At 61.2% G+C, this 15,252-nt stretch carries 12 protein-coding genes; 6 read left to right on the forward strand and 6 right to left on the reverse strand.

Annotation, left to right across the window (positions count from 1 at the left end):
- The first annotated feature begins 35 nt into the window (after nt 1-35).
- Together BLU48_RS31035 and BLU48_RS31040 are read left to right on the forward strand one after the other, a co-directional pair.
- Complete coding sequence (locus tag BLU48_RS31035) at nt 36-1,184, forward strand: glycosyltransferase family 4 protein (RefSeq protein WP_057023453.1); 1,149 nt, start codon at nt 36-38, stop codon at nt 1,182-1,184.
- Entirely contained in the window at nt 1,181-2,062 is an 882-nt protein-coding gene (locus BLU48_RS31040; protein ID WP_057023452.1) for a glycosyltransferase, read from the forward strand. The genes BLU48_RS31035 and BLU48_RS31040 overlap by 4 nt, the downstream gene beginning before the upstream one ends.
- Before the next feature lie 48 nt (nt 2,063-2,110).
- Here BLU48_RS31040 and BLU48_RS31045 read toward each other — a convergent pair whose 3' ends face one another.
- The gene (locus tag BLU48_RS31045) at nt 2,111-3,952 is read right to left on the reverse strand and encodes a bifunctional O-antigen ligase/aminoglycoside phosphotransferase family protein (protein WP_057023451.1); all 1,842 of its coding nucleotides are present in this window, start codon (nt 3,950-3,952) and stop codon (nt 2,111-2,113) included.
- 158 nt (nt 3,953-4,110) lie between these two features.
- Here BLU48_RS31045 and msbA point away from each other — a divergent pair, with 158 nt between their 5' ends.
- Both msbA and hldE read left to right on the forward strand, forming a co-directional pair.
- On the forward strand, nt 4,111-5,916 hold the full coding sequence (gene msbA, locus BLU48_RS31050) for a lipid A export permease/ATP-binding protein MsbA (RefSeq protein ID WP_057023532.1): 1,806 nt from the start codon (nt 4,111-4,113) through the stop codon (nt 5,914-5,916).
- 567 nt (nt 5,917-6,483) lie between these two features.
- A complete protein-coding gene (gene hldE / locus BLU48_RS31055) occupies nt 6,484-7,911 on the forward strand; it encodes a bifunctional D-glycero-beta-D-manno-heptose-7-phosphate kinase/D-glycero-beta-D-manno-heptose 1-phosphate adenylyltransferase HldE (RefSeq protein WP_057023450.1) in 1,428 nt (475 codons plus the stop codon).
- Between the two features lie 33 nt (nt 7,912-7,944).
- Here hldE and BLU48_RS31060 read toward each other — a convergent pair whose 3' ends face one another.
- From BLU48_RS31060 to BLU48_RS31075, 4 genes are read right to left on the reverse strand one after another with little or no spacing between them, the layout of a single operon-like run.
- On the reverse strand, nt 7,945-8,904 hold the full coding sequence (locus BLU48_RS31060) for a hypothetical protein (RefSeq protein ID WP_043047922.1): 960 nt from the start codon (nt 8,902-8,904) through the stop codon (nt 7,945-7,947).
- Nucleotides 8,905-8,945: 41 nt separating this feature from the next.
- Nucleotides 8,946-9,758, reverse strand: a complete 813-nt coding sequence (locus BLU48_RS31065; RefSeq protein WP_057023449.1) for an aldo/keto reductase — start codon at nt 9,756-9,758, stop codon at nt 8,946-8,948.
- Entirely contained in the window at nt 9,755-10,930 is a 1,176-nt protein-coding gene (locus BLU48_RS31070) for an NAD(P)/FAD-dependent oxidoreductase (RefSeq protein ID WP_057023448.1), read from the reverse strand. Before BLU48_RS31070 ends, BLU48_RS31065 begins: the two co-directional genes overlap by 4 nt.
- A 55-nt stretch (nt 10,931-10,985) precedes the next feature.
- On the reverse strand, nt 10,986-11,321 hold the full coding sequence (locus BLU48_RS31075; RefSeq protein ID WP_057010712.1) for a DMT family transporter: 336 nt from the start codon (nt 11,319-11,321) through the stop codon (nt 10,986-10,988).
- Nucleotides 11,322-11,424: 103 nt separating this feature from the next.
- Between BLU48_RS31075 and BLU48_RS31080 the strand changes: the two genes are divergently transcribed.
- Nucleotides 11,425-12,315 (forward strand): LysR family transcriptional regulator, encoded by an 891-nt coding sequence (locus BLU48_RS31080; protein ID WP_057023447.1) that lies wholly within the window; start codon nt 11,425-11,427, stop codon nt 12,313-12,315.
- 23 nt (nt 12,316-12,338) lie between these two features.
- Entirely contained in the window at nt 12,339-13,616 is a 1,278-nt protein-coding gene (gene waaA / locus BLU48_RS31085; RefSeq protein ID WP_057023446.1) for a lipid IV(A) 3-deoxy-D-manno-octulosonic acid transferase, read from the forward strand.
- Between the two features lie 57 nt (nt 13,617-13,673).
- On the opposite strand, the gene BLU48_RS31090 is transcribed toward waaA, so the two are convergent.
- Entirely contained in the window at nt 13,674-15,113 is a 1,440-nt protein-coding gene (locus BLU48_RS31090) for a TolC family outer membrane protein (RefSeq protein WP_057023445.1), read from the reverse strand.
- Nucleotides 15,114-15,252: the final 139 nt, after the last annotated feature.

Genomic DNA, 15,252 nt, shown 5'->3' on the forward strand with positions numbered 1-15,252 from the left:
TGCGTGCCCGTAGCCAGATCGCTGCATGGAGAGTTATGAAGCCGCGTTTCAAGGTTTTGCAGTTACAGCCGGACTACAACGTCAAGACCAATGATTTCGCCGACCTGGGTGAGCAAATCGTCAAGTCCTTGCCGGCTGAGCGTTTCGAGGTGACATCCGGCTTTCTCAGCGGCCGCCCGCTGCCCGGCCAGCCCCTGAGCGTGGCTGAACACTCCCATTATTTCGAGCTGCCGGAGAAGTCCCTCAAGGGCATTCGCTTCGGTGCCATGTGGCAGATCTACAAGTATTGCCGCGAGCAGAAATTCGATGTGGTCATCTGTAACCGCTTCAAGTCGGTAAACATGATGCTCTCGCTCAATCGCTGGCTGAAAATCCCGCTGTGCATCGGCATCTCCCACGGTTTTGGCGAATATGCCCGTGGTTATCGTCGTCGCCAGACCCAACGCTGGGTCAGCCCGGCATGGCGGTTTGTCGGTGTGTCGGAGGCGGTGAAGGACTACCTGGTGAACCTCAACTGTGGCTTTACCCGCGACAACACCACCTATGTCACCAACGCCATCGACATTCCCCAGGCCGAAGCCCTGCAACTGACCCGCGACGACGCCCGCAAGGCCCTGGGCCTGCCAATGGACGCACGGATGATCGGCGCCCTGGGCCGCCTGGTGCCGATCAAGGGCCACACCCACCTGCTGCAAGCTTTCGCAACCCTCAAGGACAAGTACCCTGAGGCCCAAGTGGGCATCATCGGTTCCGGTCGCGCCGAAGCCGACTTGCGTGCCGACATCGAGCGCCTGGGCCTGACTGGTCGTGCACACTTGCTGGGCTTTCGCGAAGACGGCATGAAGTATGTGCGCGGCTTCGATATCTGGACCATGCCGTCGCTGTTCGAGGGCCTGGGGCTGGCGCTTCTGGAAGGCATGAGCGGCCATCTGCCGGTGATTGCCTCCAATGGCCCGGCGATGCTGCCGCTGGTGCAAGGCGCGGGTGGACTGTCCCACGACCCGGGCAACGTCGAGCAACTGGCCGCGGCCCTGGATACCTACCTGGCGCTGAGCGATGAACAATTGCGCGCCAAGGGTGAAGAGGTGTTCCGCTATCTGCAGGCCAATCACACTCTTGAAGAGTTCAAGCACAAGTACCTGGCCCTGATTGAAACCGGTTTGCGTGAAGTAGGTAGAGCATGAATCAGCCACAACCCCTGGTCTCGGTAATTATCGCCTCCTATAACCACGGCCAGTACATCGAACAGAGCATCCTCAGCGTACTCGGACAGACTTACCCCAATATCGAATTGCTGGTGGTGGATGACGGTTCCAAGGACGACAGCGTCGAACGTATCCTGCGCTTGCAGGCCGAACACGGCTTTGATTTCCAGGTGCAACAGAACCAAGGCCTCAGCGCCACCCTCAATGGTGCGATCGCGCGCGCCAAGGGCAGCCTGATCGCACCGTTCGGCTCGGATGACATCATGCTGGCGGACCGTATTGCCACCCAGGTCGCGTATATGGACGGTAAGCCTAAGGTGGGCATGTGTGCCGGCAACATCGAGCTGATCGATGCTGACGGCAACCTGCATCCGGAGAAAAAGCAACGTCGCGACCTGCCGTTTCGCAGTCTCGACTTCGACGACATTTTTATGGACCGCAAGCCGTTCCCACCGGCGCCAACCATGCTGATTCGTCGGGAGGTGCTGGAGCAAGTCGGCGGTTTCGACCCGCAGATTCCCCTGGAGGACCTGCTGATCCAGTTGAAGATCACGGCGGCAGGCTACACCATCGACGCCCTTGGCGTGGTGATGGCCAAGTATCGCCAGCACGCGAGCAACACGTACAAGAACCATCGCTACATGATCCAGAACATTCTCAAGACCTATGCCAAGTTCAGCGACCACCCGGCCTATGACGCGGTGCGCTACAACTTCCTGAACTCGATGTTCCTCAAGACCGCCGACCGCGATCGCCCACTGGCGTGGGAGATTCTCAAGCAAATCCCGTTGAAGTTCTGGGGGCGCAAGACATTGCGCGGTTTGGTGCGTTTGTACCTGGCGCCGCTCAAGAGCTGAAACGGCGCCTCACCCTGCAGGAGCGAGCTTGCTCGCTCCTGCAGAAGTTTAAAGGCTCTGGACCTGCTCGCGGATTTTCGCGGTAGCCGCTGGGCTTGCCACCGAGGCGTAGCCTTTGACCAGTTGCTCGAAGTGCGTTTCGAACAGCCAGTTGCGATCCTGTGGATAACGCTGCATATGGCGCAGGTTACGCTGGCGCAGCGCGTAACGCAGTGAAGACGGGTAGATGCGCAGGTCGGCCACATCGATCAGGCCGAACTCACCGTCGTCCATCAACAGCACGTTACCCAGGTGCAGCGAGCGGAAGTAAACGCCACGCTCGTGCAGTTGCGCCATGAACCGGCCAAAACGCTCCACCAGCGATTCGCGCAAGCTGCTGTCCAGGCTTTGCAAGGCCTGGCGCAGGGTCAGGCCGGGCAATGGCGTATAGGTCACGGCGCTGCTGGCATCGCTCAGGCGATAGAGTCCGAGGATTTCCGGCGTGGGGATGCCCAGGGTGCGCAACTGCTCGCTGTTGCTGGCAAAACGCTCCGAATATGGGTTGAAGCTGCCGGAGGTGTACCAGCGGCGTGGGCGGAATATCTTTAGGAAGCTGCCGTCTTCCAGGCGTAGAACTTTAGGTCCCAGACCATCGGCTTCAATGACATGGGCATTGCTGCACATCTGCTCGAAGGCTGCAGTCTTCAGGTTTTGCACCGGCATACGCAACAGGCTGCGATGGCGCTGGGCGATGCTCAGGCCGGTGATAATCGCCAGGGGAATCCACAGCAGGAACCAGTGTTCCTTGGGTCGCGAAAGAATGCCGCCGCCTTCGGTCAGGCCGGCGCCGATGCCATAGGCCAGCAGCGACGAGGCCAGGATGAACAGCGGCTGCGCGCGTTCCTTCAGGCCTTTGTACAGGCCCCAACCGAGCATGAAAATCCACGGGATAAAACCGATGATGCCGACGTAATACAGCACACCTAGGGCGAAGCTATGGGGTTCGCGCAGTTGGTAGTCATTGGCCACCATTAGGTAAAGCTCGGAGTCGTAGCTATGTCCGATCCAGGGGTGCTCGGCAATAAGCTGCAGTGTCATGGTCCACAGCTCAAGGCGGAACGAGCTGCCACGTCCAGTGATCATTTCGGGGAAGAACAACAGGAGTCCGGCGGCGCTCAGGACCATACCGGTGACAAGTAGCGCCGCGCGGCGGTTGCGGCTGACAAAGCTCATCCACAGGATAGCCAGCCCCAACGCCACTAGAGGCGTGCGTGAGCCGGTCGCCAGCACGGCCATGGTCATGATCGCCAAGGCCGGTACGCTGAACCACAACACCTTCATGCGCTGGGTCGTCATGCAGACGTACAGCCAGTACACAGTGAAAAAACCAAAAAGGTGGGAGCTGAGCAAAGGGTTATCGAGGGCGCCAAGGCCGCCGATCATGCGCATGCCTGGTTGAAAACCTTTGGCGAACGCCACCAGGTTGCCCAGGCTGACCGCCAGCGCAATGACAGCGGCGTTGAAGAAGATCGGCTTGAACAATTCATTGCGATAATGCAGCAACAGCCCGCATCCGCCAAAGAGCATGAAGGTGTTCAGCGGTCGCTTGAACAAGTCGGTGTCGGTGCTGTGTTCCGGGCTCCACAGCAGGCTGGTCAACGCCCAGGCGGAAAAGGCCAGGAAGGCGATCGCCAGAGGCTCGCGCAACAGATCCTTGAATTCCCTGGGGCGCATGCACAACAGAACCAAGGTCGGTACGCTGAACAGGATGTAGAAAATCCGGTGCAGTACATTACGATTGCCGACAAAGAACAGTGCACTCAGGAGCAGCAATAAGCCAACAGGCAAAATCCATAGGACCAGGAAGTCGAAAACCCGATTTGAGCCATAGTTAAGGCGCTTGGAGTGCATACAGTAGAGCCATTCCAGAAAGAGAAAGCCAACCATCTTAAGCTAGTGGCCATGTAATGTCGCCGGTCGGATCCAACCGGGCCGCGGGTTACACCGGGTGCAAGTACAACAGAGAAGCTGTGCTAAAGTCAGCCTCCTTTTTCAAAACGCCGCGTGATATGACCGACTCCAGTCCGAGCGCAAGCCCTTCGAGCTTGAAAATATACTTCCGTCTGCTCAGTTACGTTAAGCCCTATATGGGCTTGTTCGCCTTGAGTATCCTCGGATTTCTGATTTTCGCGTCGACTCAGCCGATGCTGGGTTACATCCTCAAGTACTTTGTCGACGGCCTCTCCAACCCGGAAGCCGTGCTGTTCCCGACCGTGCCATTCCTGCGCGACCTGCAACTGCTGCAGGCCGTGCCGCTGCTGATCATCCTGATCGCGGCCTGGCAGGGCTTGGGTTCGTTCCTGGGCAACTATCTGCTGGCCAAGGTTTCCCTTGGCCTGGTCCACGACCTGCGGGTACAGCTGTTCAATAACTTGCTGACGCTGCCCAACCGTTATTTCGATAACCACAACTCCGGGCACCTGATTTCCCGCATCACCTTCAACGTGACCATGGTCACGGGGGCGGCGACCGATGCCATCAAGGTGGTGATCCGCGAAGGCATGACGGTGATCTTCCTGTTCGCCTCCCTGCTGTACATGAACTGGCGACTGACGCTGGTCATGATCGCGATCCTGCCGCTGATTGCCGTGATGGTCAGCACCGCCAGCAAGAAATTCCGCAAGCAGAGCAAGAAGATCCAGGTGGCCATGGGCGACGTCACCCACGTGGCCTCGGAGACCATCCAGGGCTATCGCGTGGTGCGCAGCTTCGGTGGTGAAGTCTATGAAGAAAAGCGCTTCCTCAAGGCCAGCCAGAGCAACACCAACAAGCAACTGCGCATGACCCGCACCGGGGCGATCTACACCCCGGCGCTGCAGTTGGTGATCTACTCCGCCATGGCTGTGCTGATGTTCCTGGTCCTGTACCTGCGTGGCGACGCCTCTGCCGGTGACATGGTGGCCTACATCACCCTGGCCGGTTTGTTGCCCAAGCCGATCCGCCAACTGTCGGAGGTCAGCTCCACCATCCAGAAAGGTGTGGCGGGCGCCGAAAGCATTTTCGAACAACTGGACGAAGACGTTGAGGTCGACCACGGCACCATCGAGCGTGACAAGGTCAGCGGTCGCCTGGAAGTGCGCAATCTGAACTTCACCTACCCTGGCACCGAACGCCATGTGCTCAAGGACATCAGCTTCACCGCCGAGCCTGGGCAGATGATCGCCCTGGTGGGACGTTCGGGCAGCGGCAAGTCAACCCTGGCCAGCCTGATCCCGCGTTTCTATCACCATGAAAGCGGCGAAATCCTGCTCGACGGCGTAGAGATTGAAGACTACAAGTTGCTCAACCTGCGCAAGCACATTGCCCAGGTCACCCAGCACGTGACGCTGTTCAGCGACACCGTGACCAACAACATCGCCTACGGCGACCTGGCCGGCGCGCCTCGCGCCGACGTTGAAGCGGCGGCGGCAGATGCCAACGCCAAGGACTTCATCGACCAATTGCCCAAAGGCTTCGATACCCAGGTCGGCGAGAACGGCGTGCTGTTGTCCGGCGGCCAGCGCCAGCGCCTGGCCATTGCCCGGGCACTGCTCAAGAATTCGCCGTTGTTGATTCTCGACGAGGCCACCTCGGCCCTCGACACCGAGTCCGAGCGGCATATCCAGGCGGCACTGGACAAGGTCATGCAAGGTCGCACGACCCTGGTGATCGCACACCGCCTGTCGACCATCGAGAAGGCTGACCTGATCCTGGTGATGGACGACGGGCGGATTGTCGAGCGCGGCACCCACGGCGAGTTGCTGGCGCAGAACGGTTATTACGCTCGCCTGCATGCCATGGGGCTGGATGCACCGGTAACGGCCGACATCACCTGATCCAACAGCTACACACAGAGCTACTGTGGGAGGGGGGCTTGCCCCCGATGGCGGCCTGACAGCCGACCAGAATGTTGGATCGGACCGAGTACATATCCGTTATTTAGATTACGGCCACTATTGGTTCCGCTTTTACAGCGGGTCACTTTTGAAAAGAGCCCAAAAGTAACCAAAAGGCTCTTGCCCCCCCACTCGGCACCTCGCCCAGGCTCGGTGTGCCCGTAATCCGCCAGGGATTTGGGGGGCCGCCGCCACGCGCCATCCATGGCGCGGGGCGGCTAAACCGGCATCCCTGCCGGTTTACCCCCCAAATCCCTGTCGAATTCCGGCCAGCGTGGTTTAACGGGGCGCCTAAAATCAAAAGCAGAGCAAGAGCAAGAGCAAGTCAGCACGGTCAGTTGTGTAGATACCTATGCCCCGATTGCGGTGGATCAGCCGGCAGTGTGCAAGCTGATACACCGCCATCGGGGGCAGGCCCCCTCCCACATTTGGCCAGCAGTGGGCGCAAGCGACCGCAAACCCTGTGCTAATATCGCGCCCCTGTTCATTTTGTATGTGGGTTGCTCCATGAAGTTGTCCATGCCGCGATTCAATCAAGCCGCTGTCTTGGTGGTCGGCGATGTCATGCTCGACCGTTACTGGCATGGCGGTACCTCACGGATTTCCCCTGAGGCGCCGGTGCCGGTCGTCAAGGTCGAGCAAATCGAAGACCGCCCAGGTGGCGCTGCCAACGTCGCCCTCAATATTGCCGCCCTCGGCGCCCCGGCCTCCCTGGTAGGGGTGACTGGCGACGACGAAGCTGCCGACAGCCTGGCCAACAGCTTGCAGGGTGCCGGCGTGCGTGCGCTGTTCCAGCGCATCGCCCATCAGCCGACTATCGTCAAGCTGCGGGTCATGAGCCGTCACCAGCAATTGCTGCGTATCGATTTCGAAGAACCCTTCGCCACCGACGCACTGGCCCTCAGCGACCAGGTCGATGCGTGGCTTGAAGGTGTCAAGGTGCTGGTGTTGTCCGACTACGGCAAAGGCGCCTTGCAGAATCACCAGGTGTTGATCCAGGCCGCCAAGGCCCGCAACATTCCGGTGCTGGCCGACCCCAAGGGCAAGGACTTCTCGATTTATCGAGGCGCGAGCCTGCTGACGCCAAACCTCAGCGAGTTCGAGACCATCGTCGGCGGTTGCGTCGATGAGCACGAGCTGGTGAGCAAGGGCGCCGCTCTGATGGCTGAACTCGACCTGGGCGCCTTGCTGGTGACCCGTGGCGAGCACGGCATGACCCTGCTGCGACCTGACCATCCGGCCATGCACCTGCCGGCGCGGGCCCGTGAAGTGTTCGACGTTACCGGTGCCGGTGACACCGTGATTTCCACCCTGGCGGCGTCTATCGCGGCCGGTGAAGAGTTGCCCCACGCCGTGGCCTTGGCCAACCTGGCGGCGGGTATTGTGGTGGGCAAGCTGGGTACCGCCGCCATCAGCGCGCCGGAATTGCGCCGTGCGATCCAACGCTCCGAAGGCTCGGAGCGCGGCGTGCTGGGCCTGGAGCAATTGCTGCTGGCGATTGACGATGCCCGCGCCCACAACGAGAGCATAGTCTTCACCAACGGCTGCTTTGACATCCTGCACGCCGGGCATGTGACTTACCTGGAGCAGGCGAGTGCCCAAGGCGATCGCCTGATCGTCGCGGTCAACGACGATGCGTCGGTCAGCCGCCTGAAAGGCCCGGGCCGTCCGATCAACAGTGTCGACCGACGCATGGCGGTGCTGGCGGGGTTGGGCGCGGTGGACTGGGTGATCAGCTTCTCCGAAGATACCCCGGAGAACCTGCTGGCCCAGGTCAAGCCCGACGTGCTGGTCAAGGGCGGTGACTATACCGTCGATAAGGTGGTCGGTGCGGATATCGTGAGTGCCTATGGCGGCACGGTCAAAGTGCTGGGGCTGGTTGAAAACAGCTCCACCACCGCAATCGTCGAAAAAATCCGCAACAACAACGAGTAACCTCTGTGACGACTGGGGCGAGCCTGCTCGCCTCTAGCTCTTCTTCGGCACGATCTTGCGCAGCATCTGCCGCGCCTTGCCGGTCAGACGCTTGAGTTTCGAGTCCTTTTCCGGTTCTGCCAGGCCCTGCTGTCTTAGCCAATCCTTCCAGCGAATCCGCTCATCGCGCACCAGCCAGCCTTCCTGCCGGGCGAAGCTTTCCGCCAGGTACAAACCGCGTGTGCTGGCCGGGTACAGCTGGTCTTTCTTTACGGTGTACAACTCGGCGAGCGGCTCGCCGTCTTTCAATGGCATCAGGTATAGGTCCGGGCGCTGGCGGTCCAGGCGCGCCACCAGTTGGTCGCCTTCGAGGCGTTCATCCACATGGAACAAGCTGAGGGACTTGGCTTCCTTCGGCACTTCCAGGCGCAGGTCATAAATCAACTGCAGTGACGCCGTCGGCAGGTGCACGTAGGCCCGCGGGCGCTCGATCAATTGAGTGGTGGCGCAGCGTACCGGGCGAGCGGCGCCGGACAAGGGACTCAGGCGAAACGGCAGGGCTTCGCGGTAATGCAGGGCGGCGGAGTAGGGCGCCGGCAGCCAAGTGTCGTTGAAACGTCCGCCGAGCCAGCCTTCCGGAGTTTCGAGCAAGCATTCCTCGGCAATTTCCTGGATGGCGGTGTGCAGCGGCAGGTTCAGTTCATGGGCCGGGACGTAGCCGGAGATCAACTTGAGCACCACATCGCCGCGGTCCTGGCGGCGTTGGCGCACCAGCACCCAGTAATCCTTGTTCTGCCAGTGCAGGGTCAGGCGTACCGAAACGCCGAGGTTCGCCAGTTCGAGGGCGAAGCGCTCGGCGTCCGGAACCTCTACCGGCTTGCGCCGTTGCAGGGTCTGGGCAAAATTGAGCGGCATGCCGACGCTCTGGTAGCTCAGGCCCTCGGGGGTGGCTTCGACGTGCAGCGGCAGTGTCTTGAAGTTACTCGGGTTTTTTCGAATCAGCGTTCGCGGCATGTCGGCTCCTTCTTGCGACGGGGTCGGCCGCGTCGGCGGCATCAGAGTTGACGGATGACCCGGGCAGCGGTCGCCGCGTTATGGGCCAGGTGCAGCGGATTAATGGTCCCGACAATAGCACTGGCGACGCCCGTTTGCGCAAACAACAGCTTGAAACTGGCATCAATTGGATCCACTCCTGGCTCCAGGCACACGTGGCCGCTGGCCAGGGCCTTTTTCACCAGGATGCCTTTGCCATGGGCTGCTGCATAATCGATCACGGCTTTTTCGGCCTGCTCGTTGAGGTTGTAGGTGACCATCGCGCAATCACCCTGTTCCAACGCTTTTACGCCGCCTTCGACGGTCTTGCCGGAAAAACCGAAAGCGCGAATCTTGCCGTCTTTTTTCAGTTCTGCCAGGGTCTGGTAAACCTCGCAATCGTTGAGGATATGCAAGTCGTTGCCATCGGAATGCACCAGCACCAGGTCGATAAAATCCGTTTCAAGGCGTTTCAGGCTGCGTTCAATCGACATCCGCGTATGGTCCGCGCTGAAATCGTGCCGGGACACGCCATTGGCAAATTCTTCGCCGACCTTGCTGACGATTACCCAGTCCTTGCGTTGCCCGCGCAATAACGGGCCCAGGCGCTCTTCGCTCATGCCGTAGGCCGGTGCGGTGTCGATCAGGTTGATGCCCAGCGAGCGGGCCAGGAGCAGTAGCCTGCGTGCCGCTTCGTCGCTGGGGATTTGAAAGCCGCTGGGGTATTTCACCCCCTGGTCGCGGCCCAGCTTGACGGTACCCAGGCCCAGTGGCGACACCCGCAGGCCGGTGTTGCCCAAGGGCCGATGAAAGTCGTGCAGGGTTAGCAGGCTCATGGCAACAGTTGCTCCCAGGCAGGTTGGCCGATAGTCGGTTTTGGCAGGTCGGGCAGCGGCGCGCTGGCGCCAGGGCGGATGCCGTCGCGTTCCAGGGCGTGCAGGACCCGGTCGGCGAAGTCCGGTGCCAGGGCCAGCTTGGTCGGCCAACCAACCAGCAGGCGGCCTTCTTCGGCGAGGAAGGCGTTATCGGGGCGGGTCAGCCCCGATTGCAGCGGTTCGGCGCGATCCACCCGCAGGGTTGCCCACTGGGTCTGGCTCATGTCGATCCAGGGCAGCAATTGCGCCAGCTCTTTCTGTGCGGTGGTGATCTGTTCCTCTGGTGTGCGTGCCACGCCATCAGCCTCGGCGATATCGCCGCCCATGTACCACACCCAGTTGCCGTCGGCAGCCGGGTGGGTGGTCACGGTGATGCGCGGCTTGGTGCCGCCGCCCAGGCAATGGGCATACAGGGGTTTAAGGCCCGGACCTTTGGCGATGATCATATGCAGCGGGCGTTTTTGCATGGCCGGCTGGCTCAGGCCCAGGGCCGCGAGCACATCGGCGGTTCCACCGCCGGCACTCAATACGATGCGTTGGGCACGGATCTCGCGGCCGTCGACCTTCAAGCCCACCAAGGTGCCGTCCTCGAGCAGGGGCTCGATGTGCTGGCCGGCAAGCAAGCCGTCACCCGCCAGTTGCGCCAGGCGGTCAATCAGACTCGGTACGTCCACCACCAACTCCGCCAGGCGATAGACCTTGCCCTTGAAACGGCGGTCTTGCAGGGCCGCGGGCAACTCGTCGCCCTTGACCTGATCGACGCGCCCGCGCACGGCCTTGCTGGCGAAGAAGCTGGTGAGGTTGCCAGCGAGGGTACCCGGTGACCACAGGTAATGGGCTTGGGACAGTACGCGTACGCCGGATAGGTCCAGCTCACCGTCGCCTGTCAAGGCTTCACGCCAGCGGCGCGGCATGTCGGCAATGGCTTCGGAGGCGCCGGTGAGGGCGCCGTGCAGGGCGTATTTCGCACCGCCGTGGATGATGCCCTGGGACTTCACGCTTTGCCCGCCACCCAGGGTGGCGCTTTCCACTACTACCGTGGAAAACCCCTGGCGGCGCAGGCGTGCGTTAAGCCAGAGGCCGGCAACCCCGGCGCCGACAATCAGAACGTCGGTGGAAATAACGGATGGCATCGGCAACCTCAGTGTTCAAGACAAGAGGCGCAGTATACAGGCTGTTGAGTGACGGTCAGTGCCCGACGGTTTTCGAGAACAACTGGATCACCACCACGCCCAGTACAATCAGGCCCATTCCCAGCATCGCCGGAACATCCAACTTCTGCCCATAGATGAACAACGCTGCGACACTGACCATCACGATCCCCAGCCCCGCCCAGACCGCATAGGCCACGCCCACCGGCACGGTGCGCACCACCAGGGTGAGCATCCAGAACGCGACGCCATAGCCCACAATCATCAACAACAACGGGATCGGTGTGCTCAAGCCCTTGACGGCTTTCATGGAGACGGTCGCGACCACTTCCGAGCAAATGGCAATGGCCAGGTAAATATAGGCGGCATTCATGGGGAAACCCTCGGTGTGTTAGGTACTCGATAAGGTCGGCATTCTAGTCGTTTGCCAGATGCGGTAAAGTCATTACCTATCTGGATTGGAGATGGGTTGAGTCATGAGCGTGCAATGGAACCTGGAACAGATGCGCCTGTTTGTCAGCGTCGCCGAACGGCGTTCGTTTTCGGCCGTCGCCCGCGATCAGCGCAAGGCCCAGTCGGCGATCAGCAATGGTATTGCGCTGCTGGAAGCGGACTTGGGCGTGAGCCTGTTTGAGCGTAGCAGCGGCCGCCAGCCGAGTTTGACCGAGGCCGGCGCCGTATTGCTGGAGGAAGCGCGCGAAGTGCTGCGCCAGTGTGAGCGGCTCAACGGCCGGGCGCTGTCCTTGACCCGCGGCGAGGAAGCCTGCCTGCGCCTGGCCCAGGATGAGGCGATGTTGTTCCAGCCGGTGCTCGATAGCCTCGAGGCACTGGCGGTGCACTACCCGCTGCTGGAAGTGCAGCTCTCCAGCGCCGCCCAGGGCGACGTGGCGCGCAAGCTGGTGGAGCGCAAAGCGGACTTGGGGCTGTTGTTCTACCACGATCAGATCCCCGAGGCCCTGGAGCGACGGGTGGTGGGCAGTGTGGAAATGGTCACGGTATGCGGGGTCAATCATCCGCTGGCCAAGGAAAAGTACGTGACGTGCCAGCACTTGGCTCAGTTTCGGCAGTTGCTGATGTCGACCCAGACCAGCGTCTACCCCGGCAGCGAGGCGGCCAGCCCGTTGGTGTGGCGCGCCGACAGTTTCTACGTACTCGCCGAATGGCTGATGAGTGGCCTGGGCTGGGCCTGGCTGCCTCGGCATATCGTGCAGTACCCAACCTATCAACAACAGATGGTCGAGTTGGCCAGCGAATGGACGCCGCCGGCGTTGGTGGTGGAGTTGGTGTGGCGCCGCGATGAACACCTTGGACCCGCCGCTCGCTTCCTGGCCAAACGTTTTGCCGAGTGCTTGCAGGCGATCGACTGAAAAAGCCGATAAACTCCGCCGCCATGAATAGAACTCTCTACAGCTGTCTGTTTTACCTGGCGCTGCCGTTGGTGGCCTTACGTTTGTGGTTGCGTGCGCGCAAGGCGCCGGCCTATGCCAAGCGTGTGGGCGAACGGTTTTCCTATGGCTTGCCGGCGATGCGTCCCGGCGGGATCTGGGTGCATGCCGTGTCGGTGGGCGAAAGCATTGCCGCCGCGCCGATGGTCCGTGGTTTGTTGGAGCGTTATCCACAGCTGCCGATCACCGTCACCTGCATGACGCCCACCGGTTCCGAGCGGATCCAGGCACTGTTCGCCAACGAGCCGCGCATCCAGCACTGCTACTTGCCTTACGACTTGCCTTGCGCCGCCAAGCGATTTCTTGATCGCGTGCAGCCCAGGCTGGCGGTGATCATGGAAACGGAGCTCTGGCCTAACCATATCCATGCCTGCGCCCAGCGCGGTATCCCGGTGGCACTGGCCAATGCACGGTTGTCGGCGCGTTCGGCCAAGGGGTATGCGCGTTTCGCCAAGCTGACTGCGCCGATGCTCTCGGAAATGAGCTTGTTCGCCGTGCAGACTGAAACCGAGGCCGAGCGATTTCGCAGTCTCGGCGCGCGCCCTGAAACCGTGGAGGTTACCGGTTCGATCAAGTTCGACCTGAGCATCGATCCGCAATTGCCGGAACGCGCCGCCGCGTTGCGTGAACAATGGGGCGCCGGTGAACGGCCAGTGTGGATCGCAGCCAGTACCCACGAAGGCGAAGATGAAGTAGTGCTCGCGGCGCATCGCCAATTGCTTGCCAGCTACCCCAATGCATTGCTGATTCTGGTACCGCGTCACCAGGAGCGCTTTGGCCCGGTGTTTGAGCGTTGTGTGCAGCAGGGCTATGCCACGGTACGTCGCTCCAGTGGCGAGCCGGTGACTGCGCAAACCTGCGTGTTGCTCGGTGACACCATGGGCGAGTTGCTGTTTCTCTACGCTCTGGCCGATAGCGCCTTTGTCGGCGGCAGCCTGGTGGCGACCGGTGGGCACAATCCGCTTGAGCCGGCGGCTTTGGGTAAGCCGGTGATCATGGGGCCACATGTATTCAACTTCCTCGACATCACCGCGATGATGCGTGACGCAGGGGCGTTGCGTGAGGTGGATGACGCAGAAGGTTTGGCCGAAGCGGTGAGGCAGCTGTTCGAGCTGCCGCAGGATGCGCGCAGGATGGCGCAGGCGGGGTTGAAAGTGATGCAGGCCAATCAGGGGGCGTTAAAACGCCTTTTGGACGGTTTGGAAAGATTAATCGCTCACTGACCCGACACCCATCAAATGTGGGAGCAAGCCCCCTCCCACATTGGTTTTGCAGTGTGATCAATAGCCCGGGCGGGCCTTGAGCTGCTCTGCGGCGGCCTTGGCCAGGTCCGGCGGCAGGAAGTCTTTGTCCGGGTTGTAGTCGGCCTTGAGGTAGCGCGCCAGGTCTTGCAGGTCCCCTGGATTCAGGGTGCCCGCCGCTTGCTTCAAGCGCAGGTTGTCGAGGATGTAATCGTAGCGGCTGTTGTTGTAGTTGCGCACCGAGGAGTACAGCTGGCGCTGTGCATCCAGCACGTCAACGATATTGCGCGTGCCCACCTGATAGCCGATTTCCGTGGCTTCCACCGCGCTCTGGTTGGAGATGATCGACTGGCGGCGTGCTTGCACCTGTTCCACATCGGTGTTCACAGCACGGTGCAGGTTACGGGTGTTTTCCACCACCTGGCGGCGCAGGCCCTCGCGTTGTTGCTCGGTCTGGTCCAGGCGTGAATAGGATTCGCGCACTTGCGAGCTGGTAAGCCCGCCGCTGTAGATCGGGATGTTCAAACGCAGCCCAATTGTGCGTTGGGAGACATCACCGCCGTACGGGATGGGCAACTGATTCGGGTTGCTGAAACCCAGGGCGTCGTTGTCACCTTTTTCGTATTGCGCGACGGCGTCGAGGGTCGGCAAGTGCCCGGCCTTGCGCTGGCGCAGGGTTTCTTCGGCGGCGGTCACCGCGTAGTTGCTGGCCAGCAGGTTGAGGTTCTGGCGACCGGCCGTTTCGACCCAGGCTTTGGCGTCGTTCGGTGCCGGCGGCAGCACGGGCAGGGTGTGGACGATGCCCTGGATAGAATTGTATTGGCGATTGGTCAGGGTGATCAGCGCTTGGAAGGCGTCATCTACCTGGCGCTGGGCAACGATGCGGTTGGCCCGGGCCGTGTCATAGCTGGCCTGGGATTGCAGTACATCGGTCTTGTCCGACAGGCCCACGTCAAAACGTTCGTTGGACTGGTCGAGCTGGCGCTTGAAGGCATTTTCTTCGGCCTTGGTCGAGGCCAGGTTGTCCTGGGCGCGCAGCACGGCGAAGTAGCTCTCGGCGCTTTGCAGGATCAGGTTCTGCTCGGTGGCCGACAGTTGCAGCGAGGCTTGTTCGTTGACGGCTTCGGCGGCTTGCAGTTGGAACCAGCGATCGGCGCGGAACAGCGGCTGGCTCAGTGTGGCGCGCCAGGAGTGGGCGTCGCGGTTGGCCGTGGCGGCCGGCTGGTCGATCTGGGTGCGCACATTATTGCTGTCGGCACCGGCCGACAGGTTTGGCAGCAAGCCGGCACGAGCCTGGGGCACTACTTCTTTTTGCGCGCCATATTGGGCGCGGGCAGCGGCCAGGTCGGCGTTGTTGTGCGCCGCTTCCTGATAGACGCTGACCAGGTCGGTATTGGTGGACAAGGGCGCTTCAGCTGCCCAGACCATTCCATTGGTCGCACAAGACACGGCAAGAGCCAGTGAGAGTTTGCGCAGCATGAGGCGATCCCTAGTTTAAATATTACGGCGATAATTTAGCGCTCAAGGCTAAGGCTGGCCATTCCTGGCGTCAAGCCTTGAGGCAGTGCCCGAGTGTAGTGGCCGGATCACGGCACAACAATCCCACGATCACGCCATT

Origin of the sequence: Pseudomonas synxantha (assembly GCF_900105675.1) — a bacterium.
In the GTDB taxonomy this organism is placed as follows: Bacteria; Pseudomonadota; Gammaproteobacteria; order Pseudomonadales; family Pseudomonadaceae; genus Aquipseudomonas; species Aquipseudomonas synxantha.

Excerpts from the sequence above, each read along its gene's own strand:
- BLU48_RS31035 (WP_057023453.1), top strand. The coding sequence starts at position 36 with ATGAAGCCGCGTTTCAAGGTTTTGCAGTTACAGCCGGACTACAACGTC.
- BLU48_RS31040 (WP_057023452.1), top strand. The coding sequence starts at position 1,181 with ATGAATCAGCCACAACCCCTGGTCTCGGTAATTATCGCCTCCTATAAC.
- BLU48_RS31045 (WP_057023451.1), bottom strand. The coding sequence starts at position 3,952 with ATGCACTCCAAGCGCCTTAACTATGGCTCAAATCGGGTTTTCGACTTC.
- msbA (WP_057023532.1), top strand. The coding sequence starts at position 4,111 with ATGACCGACTCCAGTCCGAGCGCAAGCCCTTCGAGCTTGAAAATATAC.
- hldE (WP_057023450.1), top strand. The coding sequence starts at position 6,484 with ATGAAGTTGTCCATGCCGCGATTCAATCAAGCCGCTGTCTTGGTGGTC.
- BLU48_RS31060 (WP_043047922.1), bottom strand. The coding sequence starts at position 8,904 with ATGCCGCGAACGCTGATTCGAAAAAACCCGAGTAACTTCAAGACACTG.
- BLU48_RS31065 (WP_057023449.1), bottom strand. The coding sequence starts at position 9,758 with ATGAGCCTGCTAACCCTGCACGACTTTCATCGGCCCTTGGGCAACACC.
- BLU48_RS31070 (WP_057023448.1), bottom strand. The coding sequence starts at position 10,930 with ATGCCATCCGTTATTTCCACCGACGTTCTGATTGTCGGCGCCGGGGTT.
- BLU48_RS31075 (WP_057010712.1), bottom strand. The coding sequence starts at position 11,321 with ATGAATGCCGCCTATATTTACCTGGCCATTGCCATTTGCTCGGAAGTG.
- BLU48_RS31080 (WP_057023447.1), top strand. The coding sequence starts at position 11,425 with ATGAGCGTGCAATGGAACCTGGAACAGATGCGCCTGTTTGTCAGCGTC.
- waaA (WP_057023446.1), top strand. The coding sequence starts at position 12,339 with ATGAATAGAACTCTCTACAGCTGTCTGTTTTACCTGGCGCTGCCGTTG.
- BLU48_RS31090 (WP_057023445.1), bottom strand. The coding sequence starts at position 15,113 with ATGCTGCGCAAACTCTCACTGGCTCTTGCCGTGTCTTGTGCGACCAAT.